Annotated in this window: 12 protein-coding genes; 5 read left to right on the top strand and 7 right to left on the bottom strand. The window is 69.9% G+C overall.

Going from position 1 to position 16784, the window contains the following annotated elements:
* Nucleotides 1-132 precede the first annotated feature (132 nt).
* The 4 genes from nth (at nucleotide 133) to OG584_RS15245 (ending at nucleotide 4904) form a co-directional block, all read left to right on the top strand.
* Nucleotides 133-1137 (top strand): endonuclease III, encoded by a 1005-nt coding sequence (nth, locus tag OG584_RS15260; RefSeq protein WP_405784085.1) that lies wholly within the window; start codon nucleotides 133-135, stop codon nucleotides 1135-1137.
* A 148-nt stretch (nucleotides 1138-1285) separates the two neighbouring features.
* Nucleotides 1286-2047 (top strand): NUDIX hydrolase, encoded by a 762-nt coding sequence (locus OG584_RS15255; protein WP_405778374.1) that lies wholly within the window; start codon nucleotides 1286-1288, stop codon nucleotides 2045-2047.
* Nucleotides 2048-2164: 117 nt separating this feature from the next.
* Nucleotides 2165-3370, top strand: a complete 1206-nt coding sequence (locus tag OG584_RS15250) for a MarP family serine protease (RefSeq protein ID WP_405778373.1) — start codon at nucleotides 2165-2167, stop codon at nucleotides 3368-3370.
* A gap of 160 nt (nucleotides 3371-3530) precedes the next feature.
* The gene (locus tag OG584_RS15245) at nucleotides 3531-4904 is read left to right on the top strand and encodes a 6-phospho-beta-glucosidase (protein ID WP_405778372.1); all 1374 of its coding nucleotides are present in this window, start codon (nucleotides 3531-3533) and stop codon (nucleotides 4902-4904) included.
* 72 nt (nucleotides 4905-4976) lie between these two features.
* On the opposite strand, the gene OG584_RS15240 is transcribed toward OG584_RS15245, so the two are convergent.
* The 7 genes from OG584_RS15240 to OG584_RS15210 form a co-directional block, all read right to left on the bottom strand.
* Nucleotides 4977-5156, bottom strand: a complete 180-nt coding sequence (locus OG584_RS15240) for a hypothetical protein (RefSeq protein ID WP_405778371.1) — start codon at nucleotides 5154-5156, stop codon at nucleotides 4977-4979.
* 119 nt (nucleotides 5157-5275) lie between these two features.
* Nucleotides 5276-6202, bottom strand: coding sequence for an alpha/beta fold hydrolase (locus tag OG584_RS15235; RefSeq protein ID WP_405778370.1), 927 nt, complete (start codon nucleotides 6200-6202; stop codon nucleotides 5276-5278).
* The gene (locus OG584_RS15230; RefSeq protein ID WP_405778369.1) at nucleotides 6199-6717 is read right to left on the bottom strand and encodes a phage holin family protein; all 519 of its coding nucleotides are present in this window, start codon (nucleotides 6715-6717) and stop codon (nucleotides 6199-6201) included. The genes OG584_RS15235 and OG584_RS15230 overlap by 4 nt, the downstream gene beginning before the upstream one ends.
* 84 nt (nucleotides 6718-6801) lie before the next feature.
* Complete coding sequence (gene nhaA / locus OG584_RS15225) at nucleotides 6802-8415, bottom strand: Na+/H+ antiporter NhaA (RefSeq protein WP_405778368.1); 1614 nt, start codon at nucleotides 8413-8415, stop codon at nucleotides 6802-6804.
* Between the two features lie 369 nt (nucleotides 8416-8784).
* Complete coding sequence (acs, locus tag OG584_RS15220; RefSeq protein WP_405778367.1) at nucleotides 8785-10779, bottom strand: acetate--CoA ligase; 1995 nt, start codon at nucleotides 10777-10779, stop codon at nucleotides 8785-8787.
* A 268-nt stretch (nucleotides 10780-11047) separates the two neighbouring features.
* Nucleotides 11048-14002, bottom strand: coding sequence for a SulP family inorganic anion transporter (locus OG584_RS15215; protein WP_405778366.1), 2955 nt, complete (start codon nucleotides 14000-14002; stop codon nucleotides 11048-11050).
* A 757-nt stretch (nucleotides 14003-14759) separates the two neighbouring features.
* Nucleotides 14760-15749: an ATP-binding protein gene (locus tag OG584_RS15210; RefSeq protein WP_405778365.1), complete on the bottom strand. Its 990-nt coding sequence runs from the start codon at nucleotides 15747-15749 to the stop codon at nucleotides 14760-14762.
* 102 nt (nucleotides 15750-15851) lie between these two features.
* Here OG584_RS15210 and OG584_RS15205 point away from each other — a divergent pair, with 102 nt between their 5' ends.
* On the top strand, nucleotides 15852-16712 hold the full coding sequence (locus OG584_RS15205) for an oxidoreductase (protein WP_405778364.1): 861 nt from the start codon (nucleotides 15852-15854) through the stop codon (nucleotides 16710-16712).
* Nucleotides 16713-16784 lie beyond the last annotated feature (72 nt).

Genomic DNA, 16784 nt, shown 5'->3' with positions numbered 1-16784 from the left:
GCGAAGACGGGGCGGAAGACAGTGGCCGGGAAGGCCGTGAAGAAGGCCACGAAGCAGGCCGCGAAAACGCCCGCGAAGAAGGCCGGCGGCGCGTCAGGGGCCACTGACGCCGGGCAGGCCGCTGGCGTCGGCATGAGCGCGGGAAAGCCGGCCGGGGAAGCGTCCGCGAAGGCATCTCCGGCCAAGGCATCTTCTGCCAAGAAGGTGCCGGCCGGGAAAGCAGCGGCCGGGAAAGCAGCGGCCGGGAAAGCAGCGGCCGGGAAAGCAGCGGCCGGGAAGGCTCCGGCCGGGAAAGCAGCGGCCAGCACGGCTCCGGCCGGGAAGGCTGCCGCCGTGACGGCTGCCGTGGTCGAACCGGTCGAGGTCCCCAGGTCCGAGTCCCACACCGCCCTGGTGCGCCGGGCACGCCGGATCAACCGGGAGCTGGCCGAGGTCTACCCCTACGCCCACCCCGAGCTCGACTTCGAGAGCCCCTTCCAACTCCTGGTCGCGACGGTTCTGTCCGCCCAGACCACCGACCTCAGGGTCAACCAGACGACGCCCGCGCTCTTCGCGAAGTACCCGACGCCGGAGGACATGGCGGCGGCGGACCCCGAGGAGCTGGAGCAGATCCTGCGGCCGACCGGGTTCTTCCGGGCGAAGGCGAGGTCGGTTCTGGGGCTGTCCGCCGCCATCAGGGACGACTTCGGCGGCGAGGTGCCCGGCAGGCTCGAAGATCTGGTGACGCTGCCCGGCGTAGGACGCAAAACGGCCAACGTCGTACTCGGCAATGCGTTCGGGGTGCCGGGCATCACGGTCGACACTCATTTCGGCCGACTGGTACGCCGGTGGAAGTGGACCGAGCAGGAGGACCCAGTGAAGGTCGAGGCGGAGATCTGCGCGCTCTTCCCGAAGAGCGAGTGGACGATGCTCTCGCACCGGGTCGTCTTCCACGGCCGCCGGATCTGCCATGCCCGTAAACCGGCCTGCGGAGCCTGCCCGATCGCCCCGCTCTGCCCTTCGTACGGGGAGGGCGAGACGGATCCGGAGAAGGCGCGGAAACTGCTGAAGTACGAGAAGGGCGGGCAGCCCGGCCAGCGGCTGAAGCCCCCCTCGGACTATCCCGGGCAGCCTGCGCCGCCGATGGGGGCCGGGTGACAGCAGGACGCACCGGCCCGTCGGGGCCGGACCAGCAGGCCGGCCCGACCAGCCGGATCAGCCGGATCAGCCGGAACTTTCCGGTGTACCCGGACGTGCGGAACGATCAGGTCCGCCACAGTCGTTGGAAGAGGCGGGGGTGCCGATGATGCGCGCTGGAAAGACACACACGGGCCGGACTCACACGGGTCGCACCGACGACGACCGCGACGACCGCGCTGACGACGGCCTGACTGACGAGAGACCGGTCGTCGTGACGCAGCGCGGGCTGCCCGGCTGGCTGGCGCCTGTGGCGCGTGCGGCGGACACCGTGCGCCCCGAGGAGCTGAGCCGGTTCCTGCCGCCCGAGAGCGGCAGTGGGCGGCAGTCCGCCGTACTGGTCCTGTTCGGTGAGGGCCGGGCCGGGCCCGAGCTGCTCCTGATGGAGCGAGCCACCAGCCTGCGCTCCCATGCGGGGCAGCCCTCCTTCCCCGGTGGCTCCCTCGACCCCGGTGACGGTGACCCGCAGACGACGGGCCCCCTGCGTGCGGCGCTGCGCGAGGCGCAGGAGGAGACCGGTCTCGAACCTTCGGGGGTGCAGCTCTTCGGGGTGCTGCCCCGCCTCTACATCCCGGTGAGCGGCTTCGTCGTGACACCGGTACTCGGCTGGTGGCGCGAGCCCACCCCCGTGCGGGCCGTGGACAGCGGTGAGACGGCCCGGGTCTTCACGGTTCCCGTGGCAGATCTCACGGACCCCGCCAACCGGGTGACGGCAGTCCATCCGAAGGGACACCTGGGCCCCGCCTTCCTGGTCGAATCCGCTCTGGTCTGGGGCTTCACCGCCGGGGTGATCGACCGAATCCTGCACTTCGCGGGCTGGGAGCAGCCCTGGGACCACTCCAGACAGGTCCCGCTCGACTGGCGCGCATGACAGGGTGTCCGACGTACTGGGCCACTCGGGCGACGCGGAGATCCACTGCGGCACCCCGAGGGGCCGCACACCCGGCCGGCGGACCGTGCCCGGCGACGAAAAGCGAGGCTCCCGACGGTGAACGTGCTGGACATCCTGCTGCTGCTTGCCGCTGTGTGGTTCGCGGTCATCGGCTACCGCCAGGGTTTCGTCGTCGGCATCCTGTCCGTGATCGGCTTCCTCGGGGGCGGCGTCGTCGCCGTCTACGTGCTGCCCATCATCTGGGACCAGCTCACGGAGAAGTCCGAGGTCTCCACGACGGCCACGGTCGTCGCGGTCATCATCGTGATCGTGTGCGCCTCGGTCGGCCAGGCCCTCACGACCCACCTGGGCAACAGACTCCGCCGTTTCATCACGTGGTCCCCGGCGCGCGCTCTCGACGCCACCGGGGGCGCCCTGGTGAACGTGGTGGCCATGCTGCTGGTCGCCTGGCTGATCGGCTCGGCCCTGGCCGGTACGACACTGCCCACCCTCGGCAAGGAGGTCCGCAACTCCAAGGTGCTCGTGGGCGTCTCCAGGGTGGTGCCTGCCCAGGCCAGCACCTGGTTCGCGGACTTCACCTCCGTCCTCGCGCAGAACGGCTTCCCCCAGGTCTTCAGCCCGTTCGCCAATGAACCGATCACCGAGGTCAAGCCGCCCGACCCGGCGCTCGCCAACAGCCCGGTCGTGACCAGCGCCAAGAAGTCGATCGTCAAGGTCGTCGGTACGGCGACCGGGTGCAGCAAGGTCCTGGAGGGCTCCGGTTTCGTCTTCGGCGACCGCAGGGTGATGACCAACGCCCACGTCGTCGGCGGCGTCAGCGAACCGACCGTGCAGATCGGCGGTGAGGGCAGGCTGTACGACGCGAAGGTCGTGCTCTACGACTGGTCGCGCGACATCGCCGTTCTGGACGTGCCGGACCTGCACGCGCCCGCGCTGAAGTTCACGGACACCAACCACGACGCGCACGGTGGCGACAGCGCGATCGTCGCCGGCTTCCCGGAGAACGGCGCGTACGACGTCCGCTCCGCCCGTGTCCGCGGCCGGATCAATGCCAGCGGCCCGGACATCTACCACCGCGGGACGGTCAACCGGGACGTCTACTCGCTCTACACGACGGTCCGGCAGGGCAACTCGGGCGGCCCGCTGCTGACCCCCGATGGCAGGGTGTACGGCGTGGTCTTCGCCAAGTCGCTCGACGACAGCAACACGGGATACGCGCTCTCGGCCGACGAGGTCCGCCAGGACGTCGACAAGGGCCGTACCGCGAACCAGCAGGTGGACACGGAGGGATGCGCGCTGTGACCCGCTCCGGGCGCACAGGAGGCGAGCTCGTGATCCGGAACCGGAGGGGCGCCCGTGAGCGCGCCTCAGGCGCATCGGCCACGCGCGCGGGGACGGTGCGCCGTGACCGTCCAGGTCTGCGTGCGGGGACGTACGCGGTGAGGGAAGAGGGAGGCGCACGGTGAGGCTCACGATTCTGGGCGGCGGTGGTTTCCGGGTGCCGCTGGTGTACGGGGCGCTGCTGCGCGACCACGCTGCGGGCCGGGTCACCCACCTCACGCTCCACGACCTCGACCCCGCCAGGCTGGCCGCTGTGGCGCGGGTCCTCGCCGACCAGGCGGCGGACGTGCCGGATGCGCCGGAGGTCCGTACCACCACCGACCTCGACGACGCCGTGCGCGGGGCGGACTTCGTGTTCTCCGCGATCCGGGTGGGCGGGCTCGCGGGCCGTGCGGCCGACGAGCGGGTGGCGCTGGCCGAGGGAGTGCTGGGCCAGGAGACCGTCGGCGCGGGCGGAATCGCGTACGGGCTGCGCACGGTCCCGGTCGCGGTCGACATCGCCCGCCGGGTCGCCCGGCTCGCCCCGGAGGCCTGGGTCATCAACTTCACCAACCCGGCGGGGCTCGTCACCGAGGCGATGGCCGCGCATCTCGGCGGCCGGGTCGTGGGGATCTGCGATTCACCGGTCGGTCTCGGCCGCCGCGTCGCACGGGTACTCGGCGCGGACCCGCTCTCGGCCCGGCTCGACTACGTGGGGCTGAACCATCTGGGCTGGCTGCGTGGGCTGTATGCCGACGGACAGGACGTGCTGCCCCGGCTGTTCGACGACGAGGCGCTGCTGACCTCCTTCGAGGAGGGCCGGCTCTTCGGGGCGGAGTGGCTGCGCTCCATCCGGTCGGTCCCCAACGAGTACCTGCACTACTACTACTTCAACCGGGAAACGGTCGCCGCCTACCAGCAGGCGGGGCAGACACGCGGTGCCTTCCTCCACGAGCAGCAGGCACGGTTCTACGACGAGATGACGCACCCGGCGACACCCGCGCTGACGGCCTGGGACCGTACCCGTGCCGAACGCGAGGCGACGTACATGGCGGAGAACCGCGAGGCGGCGGGCGCGGGCGAACGCGAGGCGGACGACCTGGAGTCGGGCGGGTACGAGAACGTCGCGCTGGCCCTGATGCGTGCCATCGCGCGCGACGAGAGCGCCACCCTCATCCTCAACGTCCCCAACGGCAACGTCCCTGACGGGACCGCGGGCGGCCGCACCTTGTCCGTGCTCGACGCGGCAGCCGTGATCGAGGTCCCGTGCGAGGTCGACGCCAATGGCCCGCGCGCACTGCCGGTATCACAGCTGACGGGGCATGAGGCGGCCCTGGTGTCAGCGGTGAAGGCTGTGGAGCGTTCCGTGCTGGAGGCGGCGGAGAGCGGATCGGCGCGGGCCGCGGTGCGGGCATTCGCCCTGCATCCGCTGGTCGATTCCGTGAATGTCGCGGGACGCCTGCTCGACGGCTACCGGGATGTGCATCCGGGGCTGGGCTATCTCACGAAACGCTGAGCACCCGGACGGTCCGAGTCGCCGAGCCGCCCAACCGCCGGTCAACGGATTCCGGTCCGGGGAGCGGGCGGCCTACGGCCTGGAATGGCGTAAGCGCGCCGACACCCAGCGAGCCCGGCGGCGGATGATGCGTGGAATACCGAGACGTGGATCGGTCTCCCGGTCGTGGGATCCGCCCCTCTCGTAGGTGCTCAGGCCTGTGGCCGAGCGGCGGTTGCGTGCTGTGTCACCGTAGTCGTGCGTCCAGCCCATACCCTCGTGTTTGCCCGTGCCTCATGGTCCGTAATCGCGTCCCATGGGGCCAATTGGCCTATGCGTCAGGCATTTGGCTGTTCGTAGGACAAGTGTTCCCGCGGGGTCGCCCACCGGGGTCACCGGTCGGGCTCGGGGTCCTTCAGCCAGTTGATGAGTTCCGCGGAGAACGCCTCGGGGTCCTCCTCCTGAGGAAAGTGGCCCAGTCCGTCGAACAGCCGCCAGCGGTAGGGCGCTTCGACGTACTGCCCCGACCCCGCGGCGCTGCGGGTGCGCATCACCGGGTCGAGTGATCCGTGCAGATGCAGCGTCGGTACCCGCACCGGACGCTTCATCCGGCGGTTGAACTGGATGCCGTCCGGCCGCGCCAGTGACCGCACCATCCAGCGGTACGGCTCGATCGAGCAGTGCGCCGTGGACGGGATCGACATGGCGCGCCGGTACGTCTCCACGGAGTCGTCCTCCGGCCGGGCCGGCCCGGACCACTCGCGTACCAGCTCACCGACGAGCGCCGCGTCGTCGGCGACGAGCTGTCGCTCCGGCAGCCACGGCCGCTGGAATCCCCAGACGTACGAACCGGCTCGGGACTGCGAGAGGTCGGAGAGCATCGCCGAGCGCCACCGGCGCGGATGGGGCATCGAGGACACGGCGAGCCTGCGCACCAGCTTGGGCCGCATCACAGCAGCCGTCCACGCCAGATAGCCGCCCAGGTCGTGCCCGACGAGCGCGGCGTCCGGCTCCCCCAGCGAGCGGATGACACCGGTGATGTCGAGCGCCAGGTTGGCCGGGTCGTACCCGCGCGGCGTGCGGTCGCTGCCGCCCACGCCGCGCAGATCCATCGCGACAGCCCGGAATCCCGCGTCGGCGAGGGCGGTCAGCTGATGGCGCCACGTCCACCAGAACTGCGGGAAACCGTGCAACAGCAACACCAGCGGCCCGTCACCCGCTTCCGTGATGTGGAAGCGCGCGCCGTTGGCGGCGACATCGCGGTGGGTCCAGGGCCCATCGATTCGTACGACGGAGCCCATTTCGGCAGAAGCGGTCATGCCGACGAGCGTGCCACAGCTGACGGCTTGTCCGTGACCGCGGGCAGAGAATCGGCGGGCACCAGTGCGGCCGCCTTGTCGAGGGCCGGACGGGGGTGCGGCTTGACGCCCTGGATGACAGCGGCCGTCTCCTTGGCGGACGCGACGACCTTCTGCGGGCCCTTGCCCTTCTTGGCCTTCTTGACGAAGACGAGCCCGATCAGCGCGAGCACCCCGGCCACCAGCACATTGGCGGCGAAGGACAGGACGAAGCAGATCGCCATGTTCCAGTGGCTCCAGGTCCGGATGCCGTAGGCGAGGGCGAAGCTCAGCATCGGCAGGGAGAAGAGGAGCACGATCCCGGCTGCTGAGAACGCGGCGCTGCCGACGGCGCCCCGCTTGACGTCCTGGCGGAGCTCGGCCTTGGCCAGAGCGATCTCGTCGTGCACCAGTGCGGACATCTCGGCGGTCGCCGAGGCGAACAGCTGGCCGAGACTGCGGTCGGCGGTGCCGGCAGGGCTGCTGGGGTGGCTCATCGCTGAATCCCTCTTCTCTTGCGCGAGCGTCCGTCCGCGCGGGCATCGTCACAAACGGTCTGTTCGGAGTGATCTGACTTCAGATCATGCCGGACGGTCCTCGTCCTCGCTTGCTGCCCCCGCCCGTTCTGCGAGACGGCGGTGCTCGGCCGCCTTCCCTTCGAGGATCGCAGCCATGCGCAGATGGTGCGCGGGTTCGTCCTCCTCGTAGATATCGGGGATGCCGTCGTGATCCTCGTCGCGCTCCTCCTCGTCGCACAGGGCCCGGTACCGGCGGTTGCGCATCTTGAGCAGGACGGACGAGAGCGCGGCGGCGATCAGGGAGCCGAGCAGCACGGATGCCTTGATCTCGGCGGTCGTCGTGGCATCCCCGGCGAAGGCCAGCTCCCCGATGAGGAGCGAGACCGTGAAACCGATTCCGGCGAGGGAGGCCACCGCGAACACATCGGCCCATGCCAGGTCCTTGTTGAGCTGGGCTCTGGTGAAGCGGGCGGTCAGCCACGTACCACCGAAGATGCCGACCGCCTTGCCGACGACCAGACCCAGCACGACACCCAGCGTCTCCGGCCTGCTGAACACGTCGGTGAGCGCCCGGCCGGACACCGAGACCCCAGCGGAGAACAGCGCGAAGAGCGGGACGGCGAGACCCGCCGAGAAGGGCCGGACCAGGTGTTCGATGTGCTCCCCGGGCGAGTGCCGCTCGCCGTCGCGGCGGGTGCAGCGGAGCATCAGGCCCATCGCGACACCGGCGATGGTGGCGTGCACGCCGCTGTTGTACATCAGCGCCCAGATGACCAGCCCGAGCGGGACGTAGATGTACCAGCCGTGTACGCCGAAGCGCTGCAGCAGCCAGAAGACGGCCAGACCGGCCATCGCGCCGCCGAGCGCGGCGAAGTTGATGTCGCTGGTGAAGAACACCGCGATGATCAGGATCGCGAAGAGATCGTCGACGACGGCCAGGGTGAGGAGGAAGGCGCGCAGCGCGGAGGGGAGCGAGGTCCCGATGACGGCGAGTACGGCGAGTGCGAAGGCGATGTCGGTGGCGGTCGGCACGGCCCATCCACCCAGCGAACCGTCGCCGACGACGTTGACCAGCGTGTAGGTCAGCGCCGGTACGGCCATGCCGCACACCGCGGCGATGACGGGCAGCGCGGCGGCCTTGGGATCACGCAGTTCGCCCGCGACCATCTCGCGCTTCAGCTCGATGCCGGCGACGAAGAAGAAGACGGCGATGAGGCCGTCGGCCGCCCAGTGCTGGACCGATAGGTGCAGACCGACGGAGGCCGGTCCCAGATGGAAGTGGCTGGCGGACGCGTAACTGCTGCTCAGCGGGGTGTTCGCCCATACGAGGGCTGCGATGGCGGCAATGAGGAGCAGCAGACCTCCGACGGTCTCGGTGCGCAGAGCATCGGCGAGATAGGTCCGTTCGGGGAGGGGGAGCCGACCGAGGAACGACGTGGATGAGCCGTGCGAGCCGGGCTGTGGCTGCGGCTGCGTCCTGTGCTCGGCCTGCGATCCGGACTGAGGTTGTGACTCGTGCTCGGCCTGCGATCCGGACTGAGGGTGTGACTCGTGCTCGGCCTGGGAGCCGGGCTCTTGTTGCGAGCCGGATGGTGATTGCGACTCGTGCTCGGCCTGCGAGCCAGCCTGTGGGTGCGAGTCGGAACGGCGCTTCGGCTTCGGGGCGGGCGTGGCCACGCGGGGGACCTCCGGTCAGGTGGACAGCACAGAACACATGCCGACCAGACTTCCCGGCGCACCCGTTTACCTACTTCGTCTGCCCCTACGTTATCCGAGCCTGCCCGAGCCAGGACGCTCTGCTGTTCGAGAGGGAGCGAGAGGGGGGATTCGAGTCGGGGCGCTTTCTGCTGGAGTGGCAGGGAGTATCCGGTGATCGTCTCTACGTCACCTTACGGACAGAATGCCGGACGGGCATATCAAGCCCGTCCGGCACTCTGCTGTGCTTCTGCTCCTGCGCTGCTCCTTGACCGTCCTGCCCCTCCCGGAGTGCCCTGTTACGGGGCTGCCGGGCCTTTACGGGACGGTCGGGTCTCCGTGGCTTGTGGCTCAGTCCTCGCTGGAGGCGCTCGGCAGCTTCTTCTGGATCAGGCCCATCACCGAGGAGTCGGTGAGGGTGGAGACGTCGCCCAGTTCGCGGTCCTCAGCGATGTCGCGGAGCAGGCGCCGCATGATCTTCCCGGACCGGGTCTTGGGCAGCTCGGCCACGGGCAGTACGCGCTTCGGCTTGGCGATCGGCCCGAGCACCGCGCCGACGTGGTTGCGGAGCTCTGCCGAGAGGTCCGCCGACTCCTCGGCTGTGCCCCGCAGGATCACGAAGGCGACGATCGACTGGCCGGTCGTCTCGTCGGCGGCACCGACGACGGCGGCCTCGGCGACTGCGGGGTGGGAGACGAGCGCGGACTCGACCTCGGTGGTGGAGATGTTGTGGCCGGAGACGAGCATGACGTCATCGACCCGGCCGAGCAGCCACAGATCGCCGTCCGAGTCCTTCTTCGCACCGTCGCCCGCGAAGTACTTGCCCTCGAACCGGGACCAGTAGGTGTCGATGAAGCGCTGGTCGTCGCCCCAGATGGTGCGGAGCATCGAAGGCCATGGCTCGGTGAGGACGAGGTAGCCGCCGCCTCCGTCCGGGACTTCGCGGGCTTCGTCGTCGACGACCGTCGCGGAGATGCCGGGCAGTGCGCGCTGGGCGGAACCGGGCTTGGTCTCTGTCACGCCGGGCAGGGGCGAGATCATCATGGCGCCGGTCTCGGTCTGCCACCAGGTGTCCACGATGGGGCACTTGTCGGCGCCGATGTTCTTCCGGTACCACATCCAGGCCTCGGGGTTGATCGGTTCGCCGACCGATCCGAGGATGCGGAGCGACGACAGGTCGAACTTGGCGGGGATGTCGTCGCCCCACTTCATGAACGTACGGATGGCGGTGGGCGCCGTGTAGAGGATCGAGACGCCGTACTTCTGGACGATCTCCCAGAAACGGCCCTGGTGCGGGGTGTCCGGGGTGCCTTCGTAGATGACCTGGGTCGCGCCGTTGGCGAGCGGGCCGTACACGATGTAGGAGTGCCCGGTCACCCAGCCGATGTCGGCCGTGCACCAGTAGACGTCCGTCTCCGGCTTGAGGTCGAAGACCGCGTGGTGGGTGTACGCCGCCTGGGTGAGGTAGCCGCCGGAGGTGTGCAGGATGCCCTTCGGCTTACCCGTCGTACCCGATGTGTAGAGGATGAACAGCGGGTGCTCGGCCTCGAAGGCCACCGGGGTGTGCTCGGTGGACTGGCGGCCCACGAACTCGTCCCACCAGACGTCCCGGCCCTCGGTCCACGCCGTGTCCTGGCCCGTACGCCGCACGACGAGCACGTGCTCGACCTGCGGGCACTTCGTCACCGCCTCGTCGATCGCGGGCTTGAGCGCCGACGGCTTGCCACGCCGGTAGCCGCCGTCGGCGGTGATGACGAGCTTGGCGTCCGCGTCCTGGATGCGTGAGGCGACGGCGTCCGCGGAGAAACCGCCGAACACCACCGAGTGCGCGGCGCCGACACGGGCACAGGCCAGCATCGCCACCACCGCCTCGGCGATCATCGGCAGATAGACGGCGACCCGGTCCCCCTTCACGACGCCCAGCTCGGTGAGGGCGTTCGCGGCCTGGGACACCTCGTCCTTGAGCTGCGCGTAGGTGATCGACCGGCTGTCGCCGGGCTCACCTTCGAAGTGGATGGCGACGCGGTCACCGTTGCCGGCCTCGACATGCCGGTCCACGCAGTTGTACGCGACGTTGAGCTCACCGTCGGCGAACCACTTCGCGAACGGCGGGTTCGACCAGTCGAGCGTCTCGGTGGGCTCCGTGGCCCACGTCAGCCGCCGGGCCTGCTCGGCCCAGAAACCCAGCCGGTCCGCTGCCGCCTGCTCGTACGCCTCCGCTGTGACATTGGCGTTCGCGGCCAGCTCGGTGGGCGGCGCGAAGCGCCGCTCCTCCTTGAGCAGGTTGGCCAAGCTTTCGTTGCTCACGAGATCGCCCTTTCGACAAAGCCTTGTGTCCCAGGTCATAGCTCATCAGCCCGCGAGCCACTCTGACAAGGGCTCACGGCAATAAATTGGTTTAGACCTTTAGGGCCTGGGTGTCGGCAGGCACCCCTTCCGGTTTGGACCGGTTGCGGATCAACCTCCCCAACGAGTGCGGGCACGGGCGGGGTTCCGCAGGGGGACGCGGGCGGTCGGGGGCGATCGGAGGGTGCTCATGGGTCATCGGCCGACTGAGCCGGGGGCGCATCAGTGGCCCATCACACAGTTGTGGCTCCGTCGCACAGGAGAACCGTCAGGCGGGAGCCACCCGGGCGAAGACTCCGTCCAGCTCATGCGGGTCGGCGAGCAGGTACGCCTGCGCCTCCCCGACGTGGAAGTACATGCCGTGCAGCTCCAGTGCTCCTTCCTCGAGACGGCGCGCGACCGATTCGTGCGCCCGCAGATGCTCCAACTGCTGAATCACATTGGTGAGGCAGAGCTGCTCCACCGCATCGGCCGGCATCCGGCCGGAGATCCGGGCCGACGGGTGATGGCGGCTCAGCATCCGGTCGAGACTGGGCTGCCCGTGCCTCAGCCAGCGCCGAAGGGGTGTGCTCGCGGGGGCGCCGCCGGCGTCGTACGGCGCCGTGCCGCCCCGTACGCCGGTCGCACCGGCGGTGTCGTCTGCGGAGTTCGCGGCCCCTGAGGCGTTCGCGAAGCCGGGTGAGTGCAGGGAGCCGGTTGGGTCGCTGGGGTTCACGGGGCCGGTGAGGCTCGTGGAGCCAGTGGGGGAACTGGCGCCGGTGGAGCACAGGGCTTCAGTGGCGGCCGCGGTGTCCGCGTCGTTCAGGAGAGCGGTCATGGCACCGCAGCCCGAGTGCCCGCAGACAGTGATCGACTCGACCCGCAGGATGTCCACTGCGTACTCGATCGCTGCCGCCACCGAGTCGTCGGAGGCTTCCGCGCCCGGCAACGGCACAAGATTTCCCACGTTTCGCACAGTGAACAGATCGCCGGGGCCACTCGATGTGATCATGCTGGTCACCAACCGGGAATCGGCACAGGTGAGGAAGAGCTGGGATGGCCGCTGCCCCTCCCGCGCGAGACGCGCCAGTTCGTCCCGGACCAGTGGTGCGGTGTCACGCTGGAACGAGCTCAAGCCACTGGCCAGTTGACGGCTCCCCGGCCGCTGGGACGAGGCGATGGAGTACGGGGCGGCCTCCTGGTGGTGGGTAACAGGGTGTGGGGCGGTGGGGGCTGGGGCGGCGAGGTGCGAGGCAGTGGTGGCGTGGGACGTCACCCCGTGGGGGGAGACGGCTCGACGTGACGGTGCGGTACGAGACGCCGGTGGAGTGGACCCCGTTGCATGGGGCCCCGTTGCGCTGGCTCCCGCTGTACTGAACGCCGCTGTACTGGAAACCGTTGCCCGGGAGGGGGCATCGGGGGACGCGGTGCCGGGGACGGGCTCGGATTCAGGGCCGGGGGCGAGGGAGCGGTCGGGGGTGGAAGCGGGCCCCCCGTCTGCGCAGGCCGTGCTGTCGCAGACCGTGCTGCTGGAGTGGTTCGCGCCGTCGGCGCCGTTCGTGTGGCCCGCCTGGCCGGCCTGGTCTGTGCGGCCGGTCCGGTCTGCGGCGCGGTCGTCACAGTGGTGATTGCGCCAGGGCGTCCAGGGGCGGCAACAGGTGTGCGCGGCGGGCGCGGGGTCGACGATCCGGCTGCCTCCCCGGCCTGTCACATCCACCGTGCCGTTCTGGGAGACATGTCCCTCCTGCCAGTGCTGGAGCGTCTCGTACGCCGCATGGTCCATGAACGAGCCGTCCAGCTCCACAACGGCGTGCGACCCCGGCGGGATCTGCCCGAGCGTCCGGCTCAAACGCGGCACCGCGAGAAACGTCAACTGGCCGCGAGCCCGCAGCAGGTGGGTGCCACCGCTCTCCTGCAGGGTGATCCGGGTCCGGGCCAGCCGATGCAGGGCCACACCTACCGCGACGGCGATTCCGACGGATACCCCTTCCAGCACGCCGAATCCCACGACGCCGACGACCGTTGCCCCGTATACCGGGAACTCCCGATGCTTGTGGACGTTGCGGATGTGCGCGTAACTCACCATCTGCAGACCGACGACCATGACGAGAGCGGCCAGCGCGGCGAGCGGCATCCACTCCAGTACGCCGACCAGCAGACCGGCCGCGATCAGCATCCACACACCGTGCAGCACGGTGGATGCGCGGCCCGTCGCACCCGCCCGGACGTTCGCGGTGCCGCGTACCGCTCCGCCTGACACGGGGAGGCCGCCGAGCAGCCCGGACACCGCGTTGGCGATGCCCTGCCCGCGCAGTTCACGGTCGAGGTCGGCGCGTCTGCCTGCGGCTCCGGGCCGGTCGGCGGCCAGCTTGTCCACGGCCACGGCTGACAGCAGTGACTCAAGGCTCGCCACCAGCGTCACCGTGAACACAGCACCGAGCAGGCCCAGCACCGGGCCGTGCGGCAGCTCCGGCAGGGCGTGCGCCTCCCACGACGGGAGGTCGACGCGGGCGATCCGGGGAGCGGCGACAGCGGCACACGCGGTGGCCACCGCGACCGAGGCCAGCGCGGCCGGGATTCTGCGCAGCGCCCGCCCTGCCCGCCCTGGGATACGCGTCCACAGCACCAGCACGGCGACGGTGATCCCTCCGATCAGCGGCGCCGCAGGAGCGACGCGCCCGAATTGCTCCGGAAGAGCCAGGGCGTTGGCCACCGCGGAGCTCTGCGGTGTGCCGCCGAGCACAATATGGAGTTGGGCGAGCGCGATGGCGACTCCGATGCCCGCGAGAGTGCCGTGCACGATGGCCGGGGAGACGGCGAGTGCGCTGCGGGCGGTGCGCAGCGAACCCAGGATCAGCTGGAGCAGGCCCGCGCCGACAGTGATGGCGCAGGTGGTGCGCCAGCCGTAGCTCTGGATGAGGCCGGCCGTCACCACCGTCAGACCTGCTGAGGGGCCGCTGACCTGGAGCGCGGAGCCTCCGAGGAGTCCTGCGACGATGCCGCCGACGGCCGCGGCGAGCAGCCCGGCTTCGAGCGGGGCGCCGATCGCGACGGCGAGTCCGAGGGACATGGGGACCGCGATCAGGAAGACCGTGATCGAGGCGGACAGGTCGGCTCCGGAAATCCGGAAGCGGGACCGGCGGCCAGCTCCGCCGGGGGGCGGAGCGTATGGCGGACGGATGCGTGTGGAGGGTGGGACGTCGGAAGGGGTGTTCTCAGTACGGGTGGGGACGCAGGCAGGCATAGTTCCCGTCTCCTCCGGGCAGCGCGGTCGCGGAACAGGGTGACGCGGCCGTGAATCACGGCGTGCAACGGCGGGATCTTCAACGCTCAGTAAATAGATCGTAATTCAGAGTAAAGGCGAAGCATAGACATTAGGGTCAAATGGTCGAGTGGTTCACTCGATTCGGTGATCGGGCAGCCCGGTGGTGCACCGGGGCGAAGAAGCGCCGAGGCGTGCAATGCGGGACCGTCGGACGGGGCGGACCACGACCGTCCTCGCGCGGAGAGCCCCTTGCCGGGGCTTCGCAGGGCAATGCGCAGGCCCGCCGCGGTCACGGCCGCTCTGTGCGCAGCCCTTGTCGCGGAGTGAGCGGTCGCGCGGGCGGCGAAAGGTCAGGAGCCGGAGGGGTGAAGTCGGTCGTAGCCCTGGTGAAGTGGGAGACCGTGGCCCTGGGGTTCTGGCCCGTCCGTCGTGCGTTCTGCCGGTGCCGGCTCGGCCGCGGAGGTGGCGAGCGGTCTCGCGAGGTGCGCCGGATGGGCCGAACCCCGATCGGGGAAACGCTTACCGGTCCGTGGACTTCCGGCCGGGGTCGAGCAGTTGATCGTTGCCGACCGTACTGCGAGAGATGGGACGAAGTCGGATACCACCCGCGCGGGCGTCACGTGGGCTGCTGTGAACGGCGTGGGCGTGCTGGGTGAGGGGGCGGGGCGGGGCAGCCGGCTGTCTGTCCCGCCCCGCTTCGCCCCTGTCCCGCCTTCGCCCCGTTCCGCAGGCGGCGTCAAGAGGCGGGGGAGACCTCGGCGTAGCGCTCACTGAGGACGAAGGCGGGGTCGACCTGGGAAGCCAGGTCGGCGCCTGTCCGCTCGTTCCCCCAGCTCTCCGCGTTCTTCAGATGGAAGTGCACCATCTGGCGGGTGTATCGCTCCCAGTCGCGGTGCGCGTAGCTGTCCTCTGCCGCGTCCTGAAGTGACTGGAGTGCCAGCCGGTTCCCTGCTTCGAGCAGCTCGAAGCGGGGCGGGCGGCCCTTCTCCATCGCGCGCACCCAGTCGGAGTGGCCGACGCTCACCAGCAGGTCGTCGCCGGCCTCGGCGCGCAGGAACTCCAGGTCGTCCCTGTCCCGCACCTTGTTTCCGACGACCTTCAGCGCGACGCCGAAGTCCCGTGCGTACTCCTTGTACTGGCGGTAGACGGAGATCCCCTTACGTGTCGGCTCGGCCACCAGGAACGTCAGGTCGAAGCGGGTGAACATCCCGGAGGCGAACGAGTCCGACCCGGCTGTCATGTCGACGACGACGAACTCCTCCGGTCCGTCGACCAGATGGTTCAGGCAGAGCTCGACCGCGCCGACCTTGGAGTGATAGCAGGAGACGCCGAGATCCGACTCGGTGAACGGGCCTGTCGCCATCAGGCTGATTTCGCCGTCGTCCAGTGCGACAGGGCGGGCGCACGCGTCGTACACCGGATTGTCCTCACGGATCCGGAGCAGTCGGGACCCAGTGCCCGGCGGGGTGGTCTTGATCATCGTCTCGGCGGAGGCGATCCGGGGGTTGGAGCCGCGGAGGTACTCCTTGATGAGCGGGAGGTGCGCGCCCATCGCGGGCAGCGCGGCGGACTCCGCGTCGTCGAGGCCGAGTGCGGCACCGAGGTGCTGGTTGATGTCGGCGTCCACAGCAAGGACGGGTGCCTCGTTGGCGGTCAGGTGGCGGATGAAGAGAGAGGACAGCGTGGTCTTGCCGCTGCCGCCCTTCCCTACGAAAGCGATCTTCATGTTCACAAAGGGTAGTCGGGCGAGTGCGCTGCGTGGGCATGGTGAGTGAAGAAGACCACTCCAAGGTGGGGTGGGTGCTATGGGCGCGTAGCCTCGCTTCCTATGACTGCGTTCTCCCGGAAGGCGGCCGCCGGAGCCCCGGTGACTCCTCCAGATCACTCAGATCCTCTTGCCGCACTGGGGCAGCTGCCAGGTGTGGGCGCCGCTGTCGACTCCGTGCGCAAAGCTGTCGACCGGGTCTACGGGCACCGCGTCATGCGACGCCGCAGCACTGAGGTCACGGGAGAGGCTGCGCTGCGTGCCGCGCGCGGGTCGGCCGCACTGGCGGGAGCGGACTGGGCGCTGGAGGAGGTGCGCCGGCGAACGGACTTCGGCGGTGATGCCGAGGCGCTGGCGGTCGGTGCGGCGCTGCGACTGTCGGCAGAGGCCGGCCAGCTGCTGTCCATCTGGCGGCAGTCACCGCTACGGGTCCTGGCGCGCCTGCATCTGGTTGCGGCCGCGGACTCGGGTGACGCGGTCGGCCGGCCGCGGCTTGCCGGCGAGAAGGCTGACGAGCCGCTGATCGAACTCCCGTTGCCGGAGGCCGGCGAGGTGTCTGCCCGGCTGGAAGGCCTTTCGCAGCTGGTCATCGCAGGCAGTGCGGCTCCGGCCCTGGTGACAGCGGCCGTGGTGCACGGCGAGCTGCTCGCGCTGCGCCCCTTCACCTCGTACAACGGGTTGGTCGCGCGAGCTGCGGAGCGGGTCGTGCTGATCAACAGTGGCCTCGACCCCAAGTCCATCTGCCCTGCGGAGGTCGGCCACGCGGAGCTGGGTCGTGCGGCCTACGTCGCGGCGCTGGACGGCTACGTGTCGGGGACGCCGGAGGGTATGGCCGCGTGGATCGTGCACTGCGGTCGAGCGGTGGAGCTCGGCGTCCGGGAATCGACGGCCGTTTGCGAGGCGCTTCAGCGCGGGGCGGCTTAGGGCTGTCGCGCAACCCCTGGCGGGCGGGGCGGGCGACGACGGCTACGGCGCCTCGTCACGTTGTCGGACGCA

This window comes from Streptomyces sp. NBC_00859, assembly GCF_045161865.1.
Classification (GTDB): domain Bacteria; phylum Actinomycetota; class Actinomycetes; order Streptomycetales; family Streptomycetaceae; genus Streptomyces.
The sequence above is the reverse complement of the archived record's forward strand: the minus strand, read 5'-3'. Positions and strand labels throughout refer to the sequence as shown.